General features: G+C 56.8%; 14 protein-coding genes and 1 tRNA gene. 11 read left to right on the top strand and 4 right to left on the bottom strand.

Annotated elements, in window-relative coordinates:
- The first annotated feature begins 30 nt into the window (after positions 1 to 30).
- Both ACOI8A_RS26915 and ACOI8A_RS26910 read left to right on the top strand, forming a co-directional pair.
- A complete protein-coding gene (locus ACOI8A_RS26915) occupies positions 31 to 1,068 on the top strand; it encodes an FUSC family protein (RefSeq protein WP_420649960.1) in 1,038 nt (345 codons plus the stop codon).
- 75 nt (positions 1,069 to 1,143) lie between these two features.
- Positions 1,144 to 3,033 carry an acyltransferase family protein gene (locus tag ACOI8A_RS26910; protein ID WP_420649938.1) on the top strand — a complete coding sequence of 630 codons (1,890 nt, stop codon included), beginning with the start codon at positions 1,144 to 1,146 and terminating at the stop codon, positions 3,031 to 3,033.
- Between the two features lie 2 nt (positions 3,034 to 3,035).
- Here the strand turns inward: ACOI8A_RS26910 and ACOI8A_RS26905 are convergent, their stop codons facing one another.
- Positions 3,036 to 3,929 carry a DMT family transporter gene (locus ACOI8A_RS26905; RefSeq protein ID WP_420649939.1) on the bottom strand — a complete coding sequence of 298 codons (894 nt, stop codon included), beginning with the start codon at positions 3,927 to 3,929 and terminating at the stop codon, positions 3,036 to 3,038.
- Between the two features lie 137 nt (positions 3,930 to 4,066).
- On the opposite strand from ACOI8A_RS26905, the gene ACOI8A_RS26900 reads away from it, so the two are divergent.
- Together ACOI8A_RS26900 and ACOI8A_RS26895 are read left to right on the top strand one after the other, a co-directional pair.
- On the top strand, positions 4,067 to 4,504 hold the full coding sequence (locus tag ACOI8A_RS26900) for an Lrp/AsnC family transcriptional regulator (RefSeq protein ID WP_420649940.1): 438 nt from the start codon (positions 4,067 to 4,069) through the stop codon (positions 4,502 to 4,504).
- A gap of 57 nt (positions 4,505 to 4,561) precedes the next feature.
- Entirely contained in the window at positions 4,562 to 4,888 is a 327-nt protein-coding gene (locus ACOI8A_RS26895) for a YceK/YidQ family lipoprotein (RefSeq protein WP_420649941.1), read from the top strand.
- A gap of 62 nt (positions 4,889 to 4,950) precedes the next feature.
- Here ACOI8A_RS26895 and ACOI8A_RS26890 read toward each other — a convergent pair whose 3' ends face one another.
- Positions 4,951 to 5,622 carry a Bax inhibitor-1/YccA family protein gene (locus tag ACOI8A_RS26890; RefSeq protein ID WP_095118699.1) on the bottom strand — a complete coding sequence of 224 codons (672 nt, stop codon included), beginning with the start codon at positions 5,620 to 5,622 and terminating at the stop codon, positions 4,951 to 4,953.
- 122 nt (positions 5,623 to 5,744) lie between these two features.
- Between ACOI8A_RS26890 and ACOI8A_RS26885 the strand changes: the two genes are divergently transcribed.
- Positions 5,745 to 5,832 (top strand) — tRNA-Ser (locus tag ACOI8A_RS26885).
- Between the two features lie 122 nt (positions 5,833 to 5,954).
- Here ACOI8A_RS26885 and ACOI8A_RS26880 read toward each other — a convergent pair.
- Together ACOI8A_RS26880 and ACOI8A_RS26875 are read right to left on the bottom strand one after the other, a co-directional pair.
- Positions 5,955 to 7,208 (bottom strand): ferric reductase-like transmembrane domain-containing protein, encoded by a 1,254-nt coding sequence (locus ACOI8A_RS26880; RefSeq protein ID WP_420651446.1) that lies wholly within the window; start codon positions 7,206 to 7,208, stop codon positions 5,955 to 5,957.
- 66 nt (positions 7,209 to 7,274) lie between these two features.
- Complete coding sequence (locus ACOI8A_RS26875; protein ID WP_420651445.1) at positions 7,275 to 8,237, bottom strand: fimbrial protein; 963 nt, start codon at positions 8,235 to 8,237, stop codon at positions 7,275 to 7,277.
- 141 nt (positions 8,238 to 8,378) lie between these two features.
- Between ACOI8A_RS26875 and ACOI8A_RS26870 the strand changes: the two genes are divergently transcribed.
- From ACOI8A_RS26870 to ACOI8A_RS26845, 6 genes are all read left to right on the top strand, one after another.
- Positions 8,379 to 11,207: an ATP-binding protein gene (locus ACOI8A_RS26870; RefSeq protein WP_420651444.1), complete on the top strand. Its 2,829-nt coding sequence runs from the start codon at positions 8,379 to 8,381 to the stop codon at positions 11,205 to 11,207.
- Positions 11,194 to 12,387 carry an EAL domain-containing response regulator gene (locus ACOI8A_RS26865; RefSeq protein ID WP_420657884.1) on the top strand — a complete coding sequence of 398 codons (1,194 nt, stop codon included), beginning with the start codon at positions 11,194 to 11,196 and terminating at the stop codon, positions 12,385 to 12,387. Before ACOI8A_RS26870 ends, ACOI8A_RS26865 begins: the two co-directional genes overlap by 14 nt.
- 78 nt (positions 12,388 to 12,465) lie before the next feature.
- The gene (locus ACOI8A_RS26860) at positions 12,466 to 15,684 is read left to right on the top strand and encodes a response regulator (protein WP_420651442.1); all 3,219 of its coding nucleotides are present in this window, start codon (positions 12,466 to 12,468) and stop codon (positions 15,682 to 15,684) included.
- 37 nt (positions 15,685 to 15,721) lie between these two features.
- A complete protein-coding gene (locus ACOI8A_RS26855) occupies positions 15,722 to 16,369 on the top strand; it encodes a response regulator (protein WP_420650956.1) in 648 nt (215 codons plus the stop codon).
- A 168-nt stretch (positions 16,370 to 16,537) separates the two neighbouring features.
- Positions 16,538 to 17,122, top strand: a complete 585-nt coding sequence (locus ACOI8A_RS26850; RefSeq protein ID WP_420650955.1) for a fimbrial protein — start codon at positions 16,538 to 16,540, stop codon at positions 17,120 to 17,122.
- Positions 17,123 to 17,192: 70 nt separating this feature from the next.
- Positions 17,193 to 17,942: a molecular chaperone gene (locus ACOI8A_RS26845; RefSeq protein ID WP_420650954.1), complete on the top strand. Its 750-nt coding sequence runs from the start codon at positions 17,193 to 17,195 to the stop codon at positions 17,940 to 17,942.
- The last annotated feature ends 56 nt before the right edge of the window (positions 17,943 to 17,998 follow it).

Below are 17,998 nucleotides of genomic sequence, written 5' to 3'. Positions count from 1 at the left end.
ACGTTCAGCCCGCACCGTTGGCCGCCGTTTCTGCGGCGGATTCTGCGTCCTGTACTGGACCCGTATCGCCGCTATCGACATGCGCGGCTGATCCACGCGGTGCGGGTGGCGTTGGGGTTGCTGGCGACGATCCTGCTGACCACCGGCATCAACCTGCCCCACGGCGAGTGGGCGTCGGTGACGATGCTGGTGGTGATCGGCGGTTTGCAGCATCACGGCAACATCGGCAAAAAAGCTGCAGAACGCGCCATTGGCACGTTGATCGGTGCTGGTGTCGGGTTGTTGCTGGTTGCGCAGGAAGCGTGGCTGGGCATGCCGTGGCTGACCTATTTTGCGATGGCGGTGGTCTGCGGTTTCTTCTCCTATCACGCCATCGGCAAGGGTGGTTACACGGCCCTGTTGTCGGCGATTACCGTATTCATCGTCGCGGGCCACGGCGACAACCCGATCACCGACGGACTATGGCGCGGGGTCGACATCCTGATCGGCATCGCCTTGGCGCTGGCATTTTCCTTCGCCCTGCCGCTGTACGCCGTGTATTCGTGGCGTTACAACCTGGCTGACGCATTGCGCGACTGCGCCACCGTCTACGGACGGATCATCAGCGGCCAACCGGTGACGGCCGATGAACACCTGAAACTGATGGGCAAACTCAACACGGTGATGGTGCAACTGCGTTCGCTGATGCCGTCGGTGTCCAAGGAAGTGAAGGTTTCCATGACCGAACTGGATGCGATCCAGCGCAACTTGCGCATGTGCATCAGTACCTTGGAGATCCTCGGCAATACTCGGCCGGATGCGAGTGACCCCGAGGCGATGGCGCATCTGCAATCGGCGCTGAAGGCTGAACATCGACAGATTCGTGTGCAACTGATCGGTATGGCCCGGTCGCTGAAAACCGGCTCGGCCCAGCGTCTGGCACGTCCCGTAGAGTTGCCGGACGCCAGCCTTGATGCACCGGTCTACAGCGCGCTTGACGGCTACCGTCTGTTGACCCGACAACTGGCGGCGAATATCGGCGAGATGCGCCAACGTCTGGCGAAGACGGCGCCGCGCTGGAATATCTGAGGGGGATTTTTCGGTGTAACAAACTCGACATCATCTCTACAATGCGTCCCCCCATGGATGTGACACGGACGCCAAATGCAATTCAGGACGAACATCAACGCCTCGCGCGCACTCGCCGTACTCTCGGTGGTGCTTTACCACTTCGGCATCACCGGGTTCGGCGGCGGATTTGCCGGTGTTGACGTGTTCTTTGTGATCTCCGGTTTCCTGATGACCGGCATCATCTGCAAGGGACTGGAGCAGCAGCGTTTTTCGATTCTGGGGTTCTATGCCTCCAGAGCGCGGCGAATCATTCCCGCACTGCTGGTGCTGTGTGTGGCCTTGTTGCTGTTTGGTTTCGTGTTCCTGCCGCTGGATGATTTTCGCGAAGTCATTAGGTCGATCAAAAGCAGCCTGCTGTTCAGCTCCAACTTCATGTTCGCCGAGGGTGGCAGCTACTTCGACGCGCCGTTGCAGGAAAACTGGTTGTTGCATACGTGGTCGTTGTCGGTGGAGTGGCAGTTCTATGTGCTGTATCCCCTGCTGCTGATGATGCTGTACAAACTGTTTAGCCCGCAAAAGACCCGCTACGTTCTGCTGGTGCTGGCGGTGGTGTCTCTTGCTGCGTCAGTTGTCGTCACCCGTTCAGATCCGGTTTTTGCCTTCTATATGCTGCCGACCCGGGCCTGGGAATTGCTTGCGGGCGGACTGGTGTTTTTGTTCCCGCTGCATATCAGCAAGCGCAACGGCTCGATCTGTGAAGGTTTGGGGCTGCTGGCGATTCTGGCGAGTGTGCTGTGTTTTTCAGAGCAGGATCTGTGGCCGGGTTACCTTGCCCTGTTGCCGGTACTCGGCACGGTGCTGGTGATCTACGCAAATACGCAGTCGGTCTTCAGTAATAACAAGGCGCTGCAATTCACCGGCACTATTTCCTATTCGGTGTATCTGTGGCATTGGCCGCTGGTGGTGTTTCTCTATACCTGTGGCCTGCTCGATAGCTGGCCGCACTTGCTCGGCGCGCTGATCATTTCCTTCGCGCTGGGTGGCGTGTCGTATTACCTGGTTGAATCCAGAGTAAAGCCAATCAGTTCGGCACGCGGCACGCTGTTCAAGTTTGCAGGGGCCGTGGTCGGGGTGGTTGTGCTGTCGGCCACGACGGCCTCGCTGGTCAAGGCGCATCCGGATCTGCGCTTTGCCTTTGTTGACCTCGGGCAACCGGAGTACACCAGCAAGCTCTATACGCAAGAGTGCTACCCCAACGCCTACGCCGCAGCCGATTGCAAGCTCGGTGCGGGCGAGGTATCGGTGATTCTGTTTGGCGACAGCCATGCGCAATCCACCGCCGCCGCCGTGCAGCTGGATAACCCGAACGCAGCGTTGTCCTGGGCCCGTGGCGGTTGCCCGACGTTGCAGAACTTTCAAATGCGCGACAAACAGCTCGAAGGCCAATGCCGTGCGTTCAATCACGAAAAACTGCAAATCCTCAAGGATTCATACGCGGGTGTTCCAGTGGTGCTGTTCAGCCGGGCGGCGTTGTATGCAGATCCAAGCCGCGGCAATAGCTACCGGATTCGCTTCCCGGATCAGCACGCTTCCTTCAGTGAGGCGTACGTCGCCGAGTACGCCGCAACCGTTTGTGCGATTGCCGAAAATCACCCGGTGTATATCGTCAGGCCGATTCCGGAGATGCCGTTCAGCGTCTTCAAGGGGCTGAATCTGCATCAGCGCATCTTTGGCGATGCTTCGGACATTTCGGTCCCGTTGCTCGACTATGAACGGCGCAACAGCATTGCCAACAACGCCATCGCCGTAGCGGCGAAACGCTGCAACGCTCAGGTGCTGGACCCGACTGCGAATCTTTGCCCTGAGGGCAATTGCATGGGATCGAAGGATGGCGTGCCTTTGTACTTTGACGACAACCATCTGGTGGATGCCGGCAATCTGCAGCTCAAAGGCTTGTTTAAATCGGTGTTCAAGGACATATGAGGTCACTGCGCCGCCAAGCGCCGCGCTCTCAATCCCCAGCCCTGTTGCATGCCGGCCGCGGCCAGCAGAATCGCCGCCACGCCGAGCCATTGCAGCGGTTGCAGGCGATGGCCGAAGGCGAACCAGTCGACGAAAATCGCCGCAATCGGATAGATGAAAGACAGTGCGCCGGTCAATGCGGTCGGCAACTTCTGAATTGCGCCGTACAACAGCACATACATCAAACCGGTGTGAACGATGCCCAGTGTCAGCAGACTGGCCCAGGCACTGGGTGCTTGTGGCAGCGCAGAAAAGTGTGCGAACGGCGCGAGCAACAAGATCCCGGTGCACACCTGAATCAGCGCGATCAGATGCGGCGGCGTGCCGGTCAAGCGCTTGATGATCAACGCGGCGATGGCGTAGAGCAACGCAGCGCCGAGCGCCAGCGCGATTCCGATCAGGTAATCGCTGCCGCTTTCGCCCTGCCCGCCATGGGCGCTGACAATCGCCAACATGCCGAGGAACGAAACCGCCAGCCACAACAGTTTCTGCACGGTGATTTTCTCGCCGAGAAACAGCGCCGCCAATCCCACCAACATGAACGGCTGCACGTTGTACACCGCCGTTCCGATGGCAATCGACGCCCGCGAATACGAGGCGAACAGCAGCACCCAGTTGCCGACAATCGCCACGCCGCTGATGACTGCCAGCAGGAACGTGGTGCGGGTCAGAATGCCTGGTTTTAGAAAGCCGAACGCGGCGCAGATCAACAGCAAAGTGCCGGCGCCGAACACGCAGCGCCAGAACACTACGTCCAGAACCGGTTGCCCGGACATCAGCACGAACCAGCCAATGGTGCCGGAAATCAGCATGGCGGCGGTCATCTCGAACGAGCCGCGCCGGAGGGTTTTGTCCATCATCAGTCTCCTGTGGTTATGGCAAAAGTATGCCAAGCGGCCACGGGGCTGCTCCAGCGCATAAAGCAGGCTAAACTCGGTTTTTGCCTTTTTTATCGCGGGTGATTTTCCGTGATTGCCTAATGCTGGAGTTTTGTATGACTGACGATATAGATCAGCTTCTTATCGGCGCCCTGATGGAAGACTCGCGACGCTCACTCAAGGCACTGGCGCAGATCAGCGGATTGTCTTCGCCAAGCGTGGCCGAGCGCCTGCGCCGGCTGGAGGAGCGCGGCGTGCTCAAGGGCTACACCGTTGAGATCGACCCGAAGTGCTTCGGTTATCAGTTGCAGGCCATCGTTCGGGTGCGACCGCTGCCGGGGCAATTGCAGGAAGTCGAGCGGCAGATCCAGTCGATTCCCGAGTTCACCGAGTGCGACAAGGTGACCGGAGAAGACTGCTTCATCGCGCGCCTGCATGTGCGCTCGATGGAACAACTGGATACTCTGCTGGATCGCCTTAACACGCTGGCTGAAACCAACACTGCGATCGTCAAGAAGACCCCGGTCAAACGCCGGTTGCCACCGATGGCATAGATGCTTTTTCGGCTCGCTCGGCGTAGATTGAGACTTTTCCGGCGAAGGATTGGCGGCATGAGAATTCAGGCAGTGACGCTGGCGGCGATGATGCTTGCCGGTTGCGGGACCGTGCAGACCGTGGTGCGCAGCGATCAAACTGCGGTCGACGATCTGAAAGAGAAAAAAACCTACTGCGGCGCAGTGCCCCGGATCTACAGCGGTCTGACCTACGACTTCTGCCTGCTGCACGCCGAGCGCCCCCAACCCGTGGATACGTTCAACTTCAACAACGCCACCCCCGCCGTGTTCTTCGACGCAGCAGCGTCCGGGGTGCTCGACACGTTGCTGCTGCCTTACACGATCTACAAACAGAATGCCGATGGCAGCATCATCATCAATTAGCCTTTATCGCAGGCAACAAAAAACCCGCCGAGGCGGGTTTTTCGTTATTACGAGTCTTGCTATCAGTCGTCGCGGCTCATGATGCCGAAGATCTGCAACAGGCTGACAAACAGGTTGTAGATCGATACATACAGGCTGATGGTCGCCATGATGTAGTTGCGCTCGCCACCGTGGATGATCGCGCTGGTCTGGAACAGAATGCACACCGACGAGAACAGCACGAAACCGGCGCTGATCGCCAGTTGCAGACCGCTGACCTGGAAGAAGAAGCTCGCCAGGGTTGCGCCCAGCAGGACGAAGAAACCGGCGGTGATGAAGCCACCGAGGAAGCTCATATCCTTGCGGGTAATCAGCACGTACGCCGACAGACCACCGAATACCAGTGCGGTCATCGCGAACGCGGAGCTGACCACTTCAGCGCCGCCCTGCATGCCCAGGTAACGGTTGAGGATCGGGCCGAGCAGGAAACCCATGAAACCGGTCAGGGCAAACGCCGACACCAGGCCCCACGCGGAATCGCGGAGTTTGTTAGTGAGGAAGAACAGCCCGTAGAAGCCGATCAGCACCACGAAAATGTTCGGGTAGCCAACACGCATCTGCTGAGCCACGAAAGCCATCACGCCGCTGAATGCAAGCGTCAGCGCCAGAAGGCCATAAGTGTTGCGCAGGACGCGGCTAACCTCTAGCTGCTCAGCCTGCACGCTGTTATTAACTGCGTAATCCTGTTCGCGCATGGCGACACTCCTGTTGGTTTGAAACGTTCAGTCGCAAAGATCATAACAGACGCTCTGTAACAAGCCATGCAGAGAGTTTGACAGTGTGTTTCATTCAGGTATTATGGCGCCCGCAACGCAACGGAGGTGTGGCCGAGTGGTTTAAGGCAACGGTCTTGAAAACCGTCGACTGTAACAGGTCCATGAGTTCGAATCCCATCGCCTCCGCCATATTTGTACCGACAAAGCCCTGATTATTCAGGGCTTTGTCGTTTCTGGGGTTTGCCCGGAATTCATCAATCGCGAGCTCCGCGGGGAGCTCGATGTAGCGTTACAAGCGCCAGCCCTGCAAATCAACGGAACTCGAAAGCTTCGAAGTGCAGATTGGCTTTCGGGATCCGGTTGGTATCCATCAGCTCGTGCACCTTGGTCAGCAAGCCTTTGGGACCGCAAAAACTGATGTGGATTTTGCGCGGTTCGGTTTGAGTCACCGCCTGACCGATGGTTTCAGCTAGCTGTTCGATACCACCGACGTTGCGCACGAATTGCGCCCCACGCCTCTCGGTCATGACTTGCAGCTCCTCGGGCGCAGGGAAGGCGCGCGCGGGTGCGAAGCAATAGACCAGCGTCGCTTTTTCGAAGTCTTTGCCGTCTGGGTCCTGCAACCAGGAAATGAAAGGCGAAATACCCACACCTGCGCCGACCCAGATTTCCCGCTCGGCCTGAGAGGCTCGCTTAAAACGTCCGTAAGGGGCATAGACGGTGGCGCGCATTCCGACCGTGGCGCATTCGCAGAGCTTTTTCGTGTAATCCCCCAGCCCTCTGATGATGAACGCAATCTGCCCATCCGCACCGTTGGCGCTCGCTATCGTGAAGGGGTGCGGCTCGCGTAGGCCCTTTTCCTGCATTGCCAGAAAAGCGAACTGCCCGGCTTTGAATTCGAAACCTTTATGAGTCGGCTGCAGTGTCAAATGCAGCGCATCTTTTTCTCTATGCACGGCTGTCACTCGATACTCGCCCGCACGGGCAACAAATGGATAGAGCACCAGCTTGTAGAGGGCGGCGAGCACACCCAGTGCGCAGAACAGCGTCAACCAGATGCCCGAAGGACTGAGTAAGGTGATCGGCGATCTGAAACTGAGCCAATGCAAGATCACGAGCAGGAACAATGGGCCGGAGAGTTTGTGCCACCATCGCCACAGGCTGTAAGGAATATGACGGTTCAGCGCCAGTAGCACTATCAGACCCAATGCGACATAGCTTAATTGGCGGACCAGTCGCGTCCAGTATCGGGGAAATTCCAGGATAGAGGCGCTGTGCCAGACATCCAGATCCGCCTTGAATACAAAATGATACGTGGCGAATACCAGAGCCCATATACCTAGCCACTTGTGTGCCTCATAGACGCGATCCAGGCCGCCGAACAGGCTTTCGATAACACCCCAGCGACTGGCTAGCAGACAGGAAGCTGCCATGTAAACCAGTGCGCTGGCCCCAAGTGTCAGGCTCAGGGTTGCCGACGTCAGCCAAGTGTCGATCGGTATTTCAATCAACAGCAATAGCGTCGTAATCAGCAAGATTCCGATTATGCAATGCGAGGTTTTCAACCAAAATACTCCAACCAATAATTCCGGCTTACAAGACCGACGCCTTGCAAGTATCAGAGACGATCACTATAAGTATTTAACCGTTATTCTAAGCGAGGCATTCGCTGGTCCAATCGAAACGCTCTTGCCTACTTGATAATAAGATGCTGAAAAGCTGTACCGGTTACTGCCCATTTGCGGCTTGATAAAATCGGTAAGCCACGCCCCCAATGAAACGGGATGGCCGTCACGCTTGATTTGCACGCCTACACCGGAAACACTTTGCGGATCCAGTTTTATAATACCTTGATCAGCAGAATAATTTCCGTCAGCGCCATCCAGCATGTAGGTAACTTTGTTGATACCTGAGCCACAGCGTACCAAGTCGATATAGAAATCTCTTGCAGCTACGGTCACGCCAATGCCGGTAAAATCGGACGCCAGCTGATTACCCATCTGCACTGTCACGTCGGGTACTTCGCAGCTGCTCTGATTGATATAAACATCACTGGCGAGACTCGCGGTATACATTTTCACCGAATCACCATAGAAGCTCGCGAACGCCCCTGCGGGAATTATAGAGCCTTTGATCGGGCCAATCTTGTAGATTTCGAGAATAAAAGGATTCTTGGTTCCCAAATCCTCACCAACAGTTCGCTCGGGATAAACGCCATCATTATTCCCACTCGCCGGAATTACAGCGGAATAAAGTTTATACCCAAGCCCTGACTCGCCGAAAGGGAGTATTCCGTTATTTGCCACTGCACCTCGCTCCCCTTTCAAACCTTTATTATAAGCACCCGTACATTTAACTCTCACATGAGCTGATGTTGAAGATTCCGTTGTATGGAGAAGAGTCCCAACTGGCGTATCAGCGGGTATCGCAATAGTTTGGGGTATAAAATAGCTTATTTGCGCCGCGGAACCGATAGAAAGAACGCAACCCGCATTGGCCTGACCAGCTATGATTGAAAAATTTAAAGCCACCAACAACTTTATGATTGTTTGATACGACCCCCTACACTTATTTACAGACACAATGCTTTTCATATACACAACACCTCCGGCCTTTTACCCACATTACATACGAACAATTGGCCAGAGCTATAAGACGATTCCTAAATGAACTGGCTCCAGCACTTTAGGAATCGTCTGATACACATCCAAACCTACCCTCATTAGGGTAGCCAGATGAAACTGAAGAACTACCTTCACCAGATCAATCCCCTCCTCTCTACACCAAACGCTGCGCGACGATTGTTGCGGATCTTCGGTGTGGTTTTGCTTGTCGGCATTCTGAGCGGTGTCTACAGTTTTTTGCTGCTGACGTTCAACGCCGAAGTGTCGCGCAGGCGCAGCCTTATGAGCAGTGCGATCGCTGAAGCCCACACGTTTTTCACCACGCGCGAGGCGCTGCTCGAGAGCCTGAGCCTATCGGCCATCCGCCAGTCCGATGGTTTGAAACAGCACGTCTCGCCGGAAGAAGTCCGTTTGCTGCTCGGCACCACGAGCGGTAAGCAATGGAGCATCTGGCTTACCGAGCGGATCCGGCAATACCTGACCAGCAAGCAGGTCAATCTGCTGTACGTCAGCAGTGGCAACGACCTTCAGGTGAAAAGGCTTTATACGGCCACACCGATACGCGCTGATTTCCCTCAGGCGATGCTCGATCGCTTGCAGGCGTTGAAACGCGACAACAGCAATGCAATGGACGAACTGTGGTTGACCGAACAATCGCCCAGCCATTCGCAGCTTTACATGTTCATCCGGCTCGATGCGCAGGACCTCGACTCCGGCTGGCTGGGCCTTGAGATGGATGGCCGCGAAGTCTCGCACGCGCTGGATGATCAAAGCGCCGGGCAGTTCATGATGTTTCACCCCAACGGAATGTTGGTGTTCAGCAACAGCCAACCTGTACAGCTGTGTCGCAATCTCATGCAAATGCAGCGGCAGAATTTCTTTGGCTTTGTCGGCAGAAACTGGCTGCCCGAAAATCTGGTGATGCGCAAACAACTGAAGTTTTCCGACTGGCAGTTGGTTTACTCGATCGATTTACAGGATGTGCTGATCGCGCTGTGGCCGCGAGTGGGTGGCGCCCTGCTGTTTTGCCTGTTCAGCATCAGCATGATGTGGGTTGTGATTCGACGCCTTGAATACCGCTTTATTACGCCCACCATCAGTCGCATTCAGGCGCTGGTCGAAAGCGAACTGTTCAGCAGCGACGTGATCCAGACCGCACCGGTTGCGCTGTGCGTATTGCGTCGGGCCAACGGCCAGGTGGTGCTGGAAAATACCTTGTCACAGCAATGGCTGGGCCCAAGTGGTGAGGATGAGCGTGAGCGTCTTAGCCGGCGCTGGATCTACCAGGCGTTCGACGAGATGAATCCGCAAGTCACCGATTACTTCGAAGCCGCCGACGGACGCCACCTGTACCTGAGCTGCGCGCCCACTCGTTACAAGGGCGAAGACGTGTTGCTCTGCGCCTTCAGCGACATCAGCACGCGCACTCAGATTGAAGAAGCGCTGGATCAGGCGCGGCAAATAGCCGATGCCGCAAATGAAGCGAAAACCCTGTTCCTGGCCACCATGAGCCATGAAATACGCACGCCGCTGTATGGCGTGCTGGGCACCCTGGAGTTACTCGCCCGAACCGAACTGAATGCGCAGCAGACCGACTATCTGCGCACCATTGAAGGGTCTTCCGCAACGCTGTTGCAATTGATTTGCGATGTGCTCGACGTGTCGAAAATCGAAGCCGGACAACTGGCGCTGGAACTGACGGAGTTCAGCGTGCTTGAGCTCGTCCATGAGGTGATTCAGGGATACGCCGCAGCTGCTCATGGCAAAGGTCTGGATTTGTACGCCGTGATTGATGCGAAGTCGCCGGAGCGGGTGATCGGCGATGTGTCGCGCATCCGGCAGATTCTCTACAACCTGCTGAACAATGCGCTGAAATTCACCGATGCCGGTCGCATCGTCCTGCGTGTGAGCGTGCTGGGTCGGGATGGTGAACGCACCAACCTGTTGTGGCAGGTTTCGGATACCGGCAAAGGCATTACCGAGGAAGACCAGGCGCAAATCTTCGAACCCTTCTATCAGTCGCGTGGCCACACTAACGTGATCGCTGGAACTGGACTGGGGTTGCCGATCTGCCAGCGTCTGACCCACTTGATGAACGGAAGCATCCGCGTGGTCAGCGAACCCGGACTCGGCAGCAGTTTTTCTCTGGATCTTTCGCTGGAACAACCCGCGCAGCCGGCCCTGCCGAACGGTTTGCCTGCATTGCCGTCGAAGGTGATTTTCGTCGTCTCGCCCATTCGCGAACTGGCCGAAGCCATCAGCGGCTGGCTACGCCGCTGGGGTGCTCGCCCTCAGTTGGAACGGCCATCACCCGGCATGAAAAACCAGCAAGCCGTATTGCTCGAACTGCATCCCGGTCGCTTTGACAAGCGTCTGGTCCCTGAATGGTCAGGACCGTTGGTGTTGGCCACCGGTGATGGCTTGAACGAACCGCAACCCGGCTCGGGCGGTTGGGCAGTCAACATCAATCACTTGAATGCCATTCGGCAAGCGCTCGGCCGCGCCCTAGGGTTGCCTGCCATCGAACCGGACACGGTCAATCCCCAACTGCATATGAAAAAACTGCATCTGCATGTGCTGGTGGCAGAGGACAACGTGATCAACCAATTGATCCTGCATGACCAACTGCACGAATTGGGGTGCACGGCGGAGCTGGCCGGCAACGGCGAGGAAGCCTTGGCGATGTGGCACGCGGGACGCTTCGATGTTGTGTTGAGCGACGTCAACATGCCGAAAAAAAACGGCTACGAATTGGCTCGCGAGTTACGTCGTCTGGGCTGCAAGGTGCCGATCATTGGTGCAACTGCCAACGCCATGCGCGGCGAGGAAGCCCTCTGCCTGGCGGCTGGGATGGACGATTGTCTGGTTAAACCTTTCACGTTGCAGGCTCTGCACAACCAACTGGCGCCCTACGAAAGAATCCCCAATGAAACCACTTAGCATCCTGATCGTTGAAGATCATCCATTCCAGCAACTGTATCTGCAAAATCTGTTCAGTGAACTCGGCGACTTCGACCTGGCATTTGCTGAGGAAGGCAGCGCGGCACTGGACTGTCTGAAACGCCGTGACTTCGATCTGGTGTTGACGGATTTACTCATGCCGGGCATGGACGGCGTGCAGTTCATTCAGGGGCTGGCAGCTTCGGGCTCACGGCCCGCGCTGGCAATCATGAGTGTCGCGTCACGTCGGATGTTGACCAGCGCCAGCCTCGCCGCGCGCAATCTGGGCGTGCGCGTCATCGGTCTGATTTCCAAACCGGTCAAGAGCCACGCCTTGCGCACCCTCACGGACCAATTGGGCAATCTGCGCCAGGCTATCGCGCCCCGGCCTCAGGCCGGTCCGAAAATCGATCGCCCGGGCATTCTCGCCGCACTGGACAATGGTCAATTGCAGGCATGGTTTCAGCCAAAAAAGTCGCTTGCCAATGGCCGGATCGTTGCCGCTGAGGCATTGGTGCGCTGGATACATCACGAGCACGGCGTACTGTTACCCGGAACTTTTCTGCCGGCGGTCAAGGCGTTCGACCTGGAAGAATCCCTGCTCTGGCAAATCCTCTCGCAAACGATCAAGGCACAAAAGTTGTGGGGCGCGAAAGGCTATGCGATTCCCGTATCCATCAACCTGCCTACGCACCTGCTGAACAGCCCGGATCTGGCTGACCGCATTCTCGATTTTGTCATTGCGCAGCACGGCGTTCCGGCGATGATCTGCTTTGAGCTGATGGAATGTTCGATGCCCGATGAGATCAGCAATTTCTACGCGGGTGCATGCCGGTTGCGGATGAAGGGGTTCGGTCTGTCGCAGGACGACTTCGGTCAGGGCTACAGTTCGTACATGAACCTGGTCTCGACGCCGCTTACCGAACTGAAAATCGATCGGGCGCTGGTGCACGGCTGCAGCGAAAACGAGGAACTGGCCCAAGCGCTCACCAGTATCGTCGCACTCGGCCTTCAGCTTGGCCTGACGGTGGTGGCAGAAGGCGTCGAAACCGCACGAGAACTGGCCCTGTTGCGTAAAATCAACTGCACTCAGGTACAGGGATTCCTTATTTCGCACGCGGTGTCGTCTTCCGTGTTTCAGCAGTTGCTGATTCAGGACGGCCCGGCTGTTGCTGACTGACCCCTTGCGTACAATGGTGTTTTCATCGGAGGTGATGGTGCCCACAGTCTATAGACGCAGTTCCAGCAGACCTGCCCAATGACGCACGCCAACGCGCTTTTGCAGAAACTGACCAGCAGCTCACTACGGATGAACAAGGGTCTGGTGGTTCTGTGCGGCCTCGCATCGATACTGGTCGGCCTGACTGCCTGGGGCCTCAATCGCATGATTGAGGAACAGCGAGACACGGTGCGCTTTCACTTTGCGCGTCTGATGGAAAACATCGAGGAACAGGAAGTCTTTCTCAGTGCGCTCGCCACTCAAAGTGCCAAAGGCTTGCCGCTTGATACTTATCAGTTGCGCATGACTGTGGAACAAGCGCTACCCGCAGAAGGACAGGAAATCTTCAAAGGTCAGGAGCTGCCACTCTCCCTGCCCTTCAGCGTGAACATCAATCCGCTATCGATTCATCGCAGTGAACGACACAAGGTCTTTGCATTGGGTGCGCACCTGGCCAGTTACTACAGCGCATTCTGGTCGGCATCGCATTATCAGTCGCCTCAGGTATTCCTGTTCAACATGCCGAACAACTTTGATATCACCGTACCAGCGGTGGGCCAGTTGCGCGGTGCCGGTCAGATCCAGGGCGGCGAGTTCCAGCCTGTGATGAAGCAGGTGCGGGAACGACTGCATGCCTCCAACTCCAGTCCGCTGGACAGTCAAGTCCACTGGATACGTTATGGCTCTGCATCGAATGACGCCCAACCGCCTACGGTTCTGGGTTACGTCAACATCGCATTACCGGCGGCGCAATTGGCCATCGACGGCGCCAGTGCATGGGTGGTCGTGGCGTCGCTGATGAACCTGAACCAGATTAACGACATCGAGCGCATCATGAAGTGGTCGATTTACGACAGCTTCAGCCTGACCGCGCCCAACGGCAGCCTGTTGATCGGCAGCGGGCAGCTCGACCGTGCGTTGAGCGAGGGGCTGCACGTGCGCCTCGATGGTCTGGTGTTCAAGATTTCCAGTGCCGGCCCGCAACGCTGGACCGCCGTGTACGTCATCGGCTTCAAGAGCTTCATTGACTACGCGTGGCGGCCGTTGCTCGGCGTCTTGACGTTGATGCTTGCCAGTATCGCCGGCGGCCTGGCCTTCAACCGCTGGTACAAAATCCGCGTGGTGCTGCCAGCCCATCAAGCGCACCGGAGCATTGCCGAAAGCCAGGCATTCAGCCGCGCGGTGATCGACGCTGCGCCCACCGGGCTGTGTGTGGTGCGTTGCAGTGATCATCAGGTACTGCTGGAAAACCAGCGCATTCAAGAGTGGCAACCAAGCGACCAACTGATCGCCGCTCTCGACCAGAAACACCCATTGACCAGCCCCGGCCAGACCGACCTGGAAATTGACGGTCGGCATCTGCATGTGGGAGTGGTCGGCGCTCGCTACCATGGCGAAGATGTGTGGATCTGCGCATTTCATGACGTCACCCGGCACATCGATGATGCCGCAGCACTGGAGCAAGCCTTGCGTGCAGCCGACTCGGCGAACGAGGCGAAAACGCGCTTTCTCGCGACCATGAGCCATGAAATCCGTACGCCGCTTTACGGTGTACTGGGCACGCTCGAACTGCTGGGTCTGACCGATCTGGGGCCGCGTCAACAGGAATACTTGCGCACCATTCAGCGCTCTTCTGCCACCCTTTTTCAACTGATCAGCGACGTGCTCGACGTGTCGAAAATCGAATCCGGTCAGATGACCATCGAGGCTCAGGACTTCTGTCCGCTGGAGCTGACCGAAGACACGTTGCGCACCTACAGTGCGTTCGCCGAGGCCAAAGGTTTACAGCTTTATGCGTGCATTGATTCGTCGATACCGGACCGGGTGCAGGGCGATCCGCTGCGCATCCGGCAGATTCTGAATAATCTGCTGAGCAATGCCATTAAGTTCACCGACAACGGCCGCGTGGTCTTGCGACTGCGGCTACTGGACCTCCACGCCGGTGGCGCCAATCTGCAATGGCAGGTCAGCGATTCAGGCATCGGTATTTCCCAGGCCCAGCAAAGCCAATTGTTCGACCCGTTCTATCAGGTCCGCGATGCCTCAAGCGAAGGCGGTGCCGGCCTCGGCCTGGCCATTTGCTGGTGGCTGTGCGAGCTGATGTCCGGGCAATTCAAAGTGGTCAGCGAACCCGGACTGGGCAGCAGCTTCTCGCTGCAATTGCATCTCGCTTGCGCACAAGGTCAGTTGAGCGATTGCCCCGAATTCGCACCTGATGCGCCGCCGCTTTACGTACAGGCACCGGCACCGGAACTGGCGCAACATGTGTGCAACTGGTTCAGCCGATTGGGGCAGGAAGCACGCATCCTCGGCCCGGACGCAAAACCACTGCCCGGCACTTCAGCGCTGTTGCTGGATGTGCTGCCGTCCGCGCAAACCGCATGGAGCGGCGCACGCGTGATTGCCACTAGCGCCGGGGCCAACCCGGCGGAGTACACCGCCGAGGGCTGGTCGGTCGATGCGCACGATATCCGGGCGATGGCTTGGGCGGTCAGCTTCGCGCAACAAGGCGTGGGCGAGCACAGCCGCACTGCGCTCACGGAGCAAGCCCGGCGGCTGGATCTGAATATCCTGATTGCCGAAGACAACCCGATCAATCGGGCGATCATCAAAGAACAACTGGAAGCGCTCGGTTGCACGGTAGTCGCCACCGCCGATGGCGAACAAGCCCTGCACCAATGGCTGCCAGGCTTGTTCGACATGGTGCTGACGGACGTAAACATGCCGGTGATGAATGGCTATGAACTCGCCATAGCGCTGCGCGAGAACGACGCCGATCTGCCGATTATCGGCATCACCGCCAATGCCCTGCGCGATGAAGGCGAACGTTGTGCGACGGTCGGCATGAATGCGTGGCTGGTCAAGCCATTGAACCTGCAGACACTGCGAACGCAACTGCTCAAACATTGCAAAGTCGCCGAAACTTCGCCGGCGGCCGATCCTCACAGGCCCACGCACGTCAAGCCAGGCTTTGATCAGCCGCAGTTGTCAGCAAAAATGCGTGTCTTGTTTTTCAGCACCATGCAGCAGGACATCGACAAGGTCACGGCAGCACTTCAAGAGAACGACGCGGCGGCACTTGGCCAACATCTGCATGGCATGGCCGGAGCTTTGGGCGCCGTGCAGGCCGGCAGCCTGGCAGACGCGTGCATCAACCTTGAGAGCCGCCTCGATGGTCACCCTCTCACTCCGGCCTTGGCTACAGAGATCAGCGCTATGCTGGAGCGACTGGCAGCAATGCTCGACGCGTTGGCGTAATCCGTATGCATTCAACAATAAACAGGGAACGCCGAACATGGCAAAACTCAACGTCGTGATCGCCGATGATCACCCCATCGTATTACTGGGCGTACGTGAGCTGATAGAGCGCGATGAGCGATTTCGCGTCGTGGGTGAAGCGGTTTGCTCGAACGAGCTGATCGAGCTGCTCAAGCGTCAAGCGGTCGACCTGGTTATCACCGACTTCAACATGCCCGCCGACTCGCCTTACGGTGATGGATTGAAACTGGTGGAATACCTGCTCAGGCATTTCTCTGATGTGAAAGTCCTGGTACTGACCATGATCTCCAGCCCGTTGATCCTGACGCGCCTGTATGAGTTGGGCGTCGTAGGAGTCATTCAAAAAAGCCAGTTGCATGACGAAATTCAATTAGCGTTGATGGCTGTGGCGCAAGGTCGCCCGTTCAACAGCGCCAAGCCGACGCCGACGTGCGTGATGGAACCGAATGTCGCGCTGGATGAAAGACTGTCGCGGCTGTCGCCCAAGGAATTCGAAATCTTGCGCATGTTTGTCGCCGGGCAGAGCGTCACCACGATTGCCCGCAGCCTTAATAGAAGTACCAAAACCATCAGCACCCAGAAGATTGCGGCCATGCGCAAGCTGGATGTTTGCAGTGACCAGGATCTGCTGACGTATTGCCTGGAAACCAATGTTTTCAACTAATGGTTCTGCGAAATACACCCAGTAGCGTGATCGGCCTCTTGAGATTACGCAACTATCCGAATCCAGCCTGGACTCTAAGAATCGTCTGATGGGCACTCCATCACACCCGTTTTATATTCTCGGTCGTGTTTTAGAACACAACTTATCTCCGACCTGATGGATATCGAAATGAAAAAGCTTTCGCTGACTCTGCTGACACTTTCCATGCTCGCTGTGGCGGGTCAATCTTTTGCCGCTGAAACCCCGACCAAAGCGGGCAGCGGCACTATCAACTTCACAGGCACTATCAATAATGACGCCTGCTCGATCGAAGACGCGGGCCCGGGTAAAACCATCTCGGTAGCGATGGGCGACGTTTCCATCAAAGACATGGGCACCGCGGCTGCACCGAAAGGCAGCGGCAAGTTGAGTGTCGAAAACTTTGATATGAAAATCAACTGCAACGCCGGTACAAAAGTAGCGATGATCTTCGAACCGACCAAGAGCGGTGGTTCGGGCATTTTCCCCGGCACTAAAGTGCTTAATTTGATCCCGGGTGTAGGTGCAGCGAAAAACATCGGTATCGCCTTGCTCGACGCCCAGGGCGAGCTGATCGACCTGAGCTCCCCGACCGCCGCCAGAATTGAAAACAACCTGCAGGATGGCGACACCACGCTGAAATTCTCTGCCGCTTACGTGACCACTGCCGATCCTAAAACGGCTGTGGCCGGCCGTGGCGACGCCACCCTGCCGTTTACTCTGCAATACGAGTAATCGAGGCTCCGGGCTGACATTGTGCGGGACGTGATCGTCCCGCCTTTTTTGAATATCAGGCGGTTTACCCATGTTAATTCGTCATTTCCTTTGCGTATGTCTGGGCTTGCACTGCGCGTTGATCACGCCGCAAGCGGGTGCCGGGATCTCATTAAGCGCGACCCGACTGGTGTTCGATGGTGAACACAAGGAAGCCAGCATCAAAGTCAGCAACAATGGCGACGACCTGTTGATTCAGTCATGGATTGATAACGACGCCGGCGACGCTGTGCCTTTCGCCGTGACCCCGCCGCTGGCAAGAATCCAGTCCAGGGAGCAGCAACTGCTGCGGGTGATTTATGAAGGCACGGGCATGCCCACCGACAGAGAATCAGTGGTATGGCTCAACGTGCAGGAAATCCCGCAAACAGCCAAGAAGGAAAACACCCTGCAGTTGGCTGTACGCCAGCGTATCAAAGTGTTTTTCCGGCCTGCCGGCCTTGCAGCGAAAGCTTATCTCGCTCCGACACAACTGCGGTGGCAAATACATGAGCAAGGACGTCACGCGACATTGACGATCAGCAATCCAGGCCTCTATCACGTGTCCATGTCAGACGTGACTGTTCGCTCAGGTTCCACAAATGAACTTCTGGTCGACTCAATGATGATTGCGCCGGGTCAAAGCAAAACCCTAAAACTTAAACTTGCAAGCGCTTCGCACTATTCATTGTTGAACTTCTCCAGCATCAACGACTACGGTGCGCAAGATCGCTACACGGCGATGCTCAATCACGATAGCGCAATCAGCGCCAAACCAGCGCAATCAACTGGCGAAGAGTAACTCGCGCGTCGCGACACTACCTGATTCTAATAACTAATTAATCTTTTTGTCCTCTG

The sequence above is a fragment of the Pseudomonas sp. P4795 genome (assembly GCF_048822895.1).
GTDB lineage: Bacteria > Pseudomonadota > Gammaproteobacteria > Pseudomonadales > Pseudomonadaceae > Aquipseudomonas.
The sequence above is the reverse complement of the archived record's forward strand: the minus strand, read 5'-3'. Positions and strand labels throughout refer to the sequence as shown.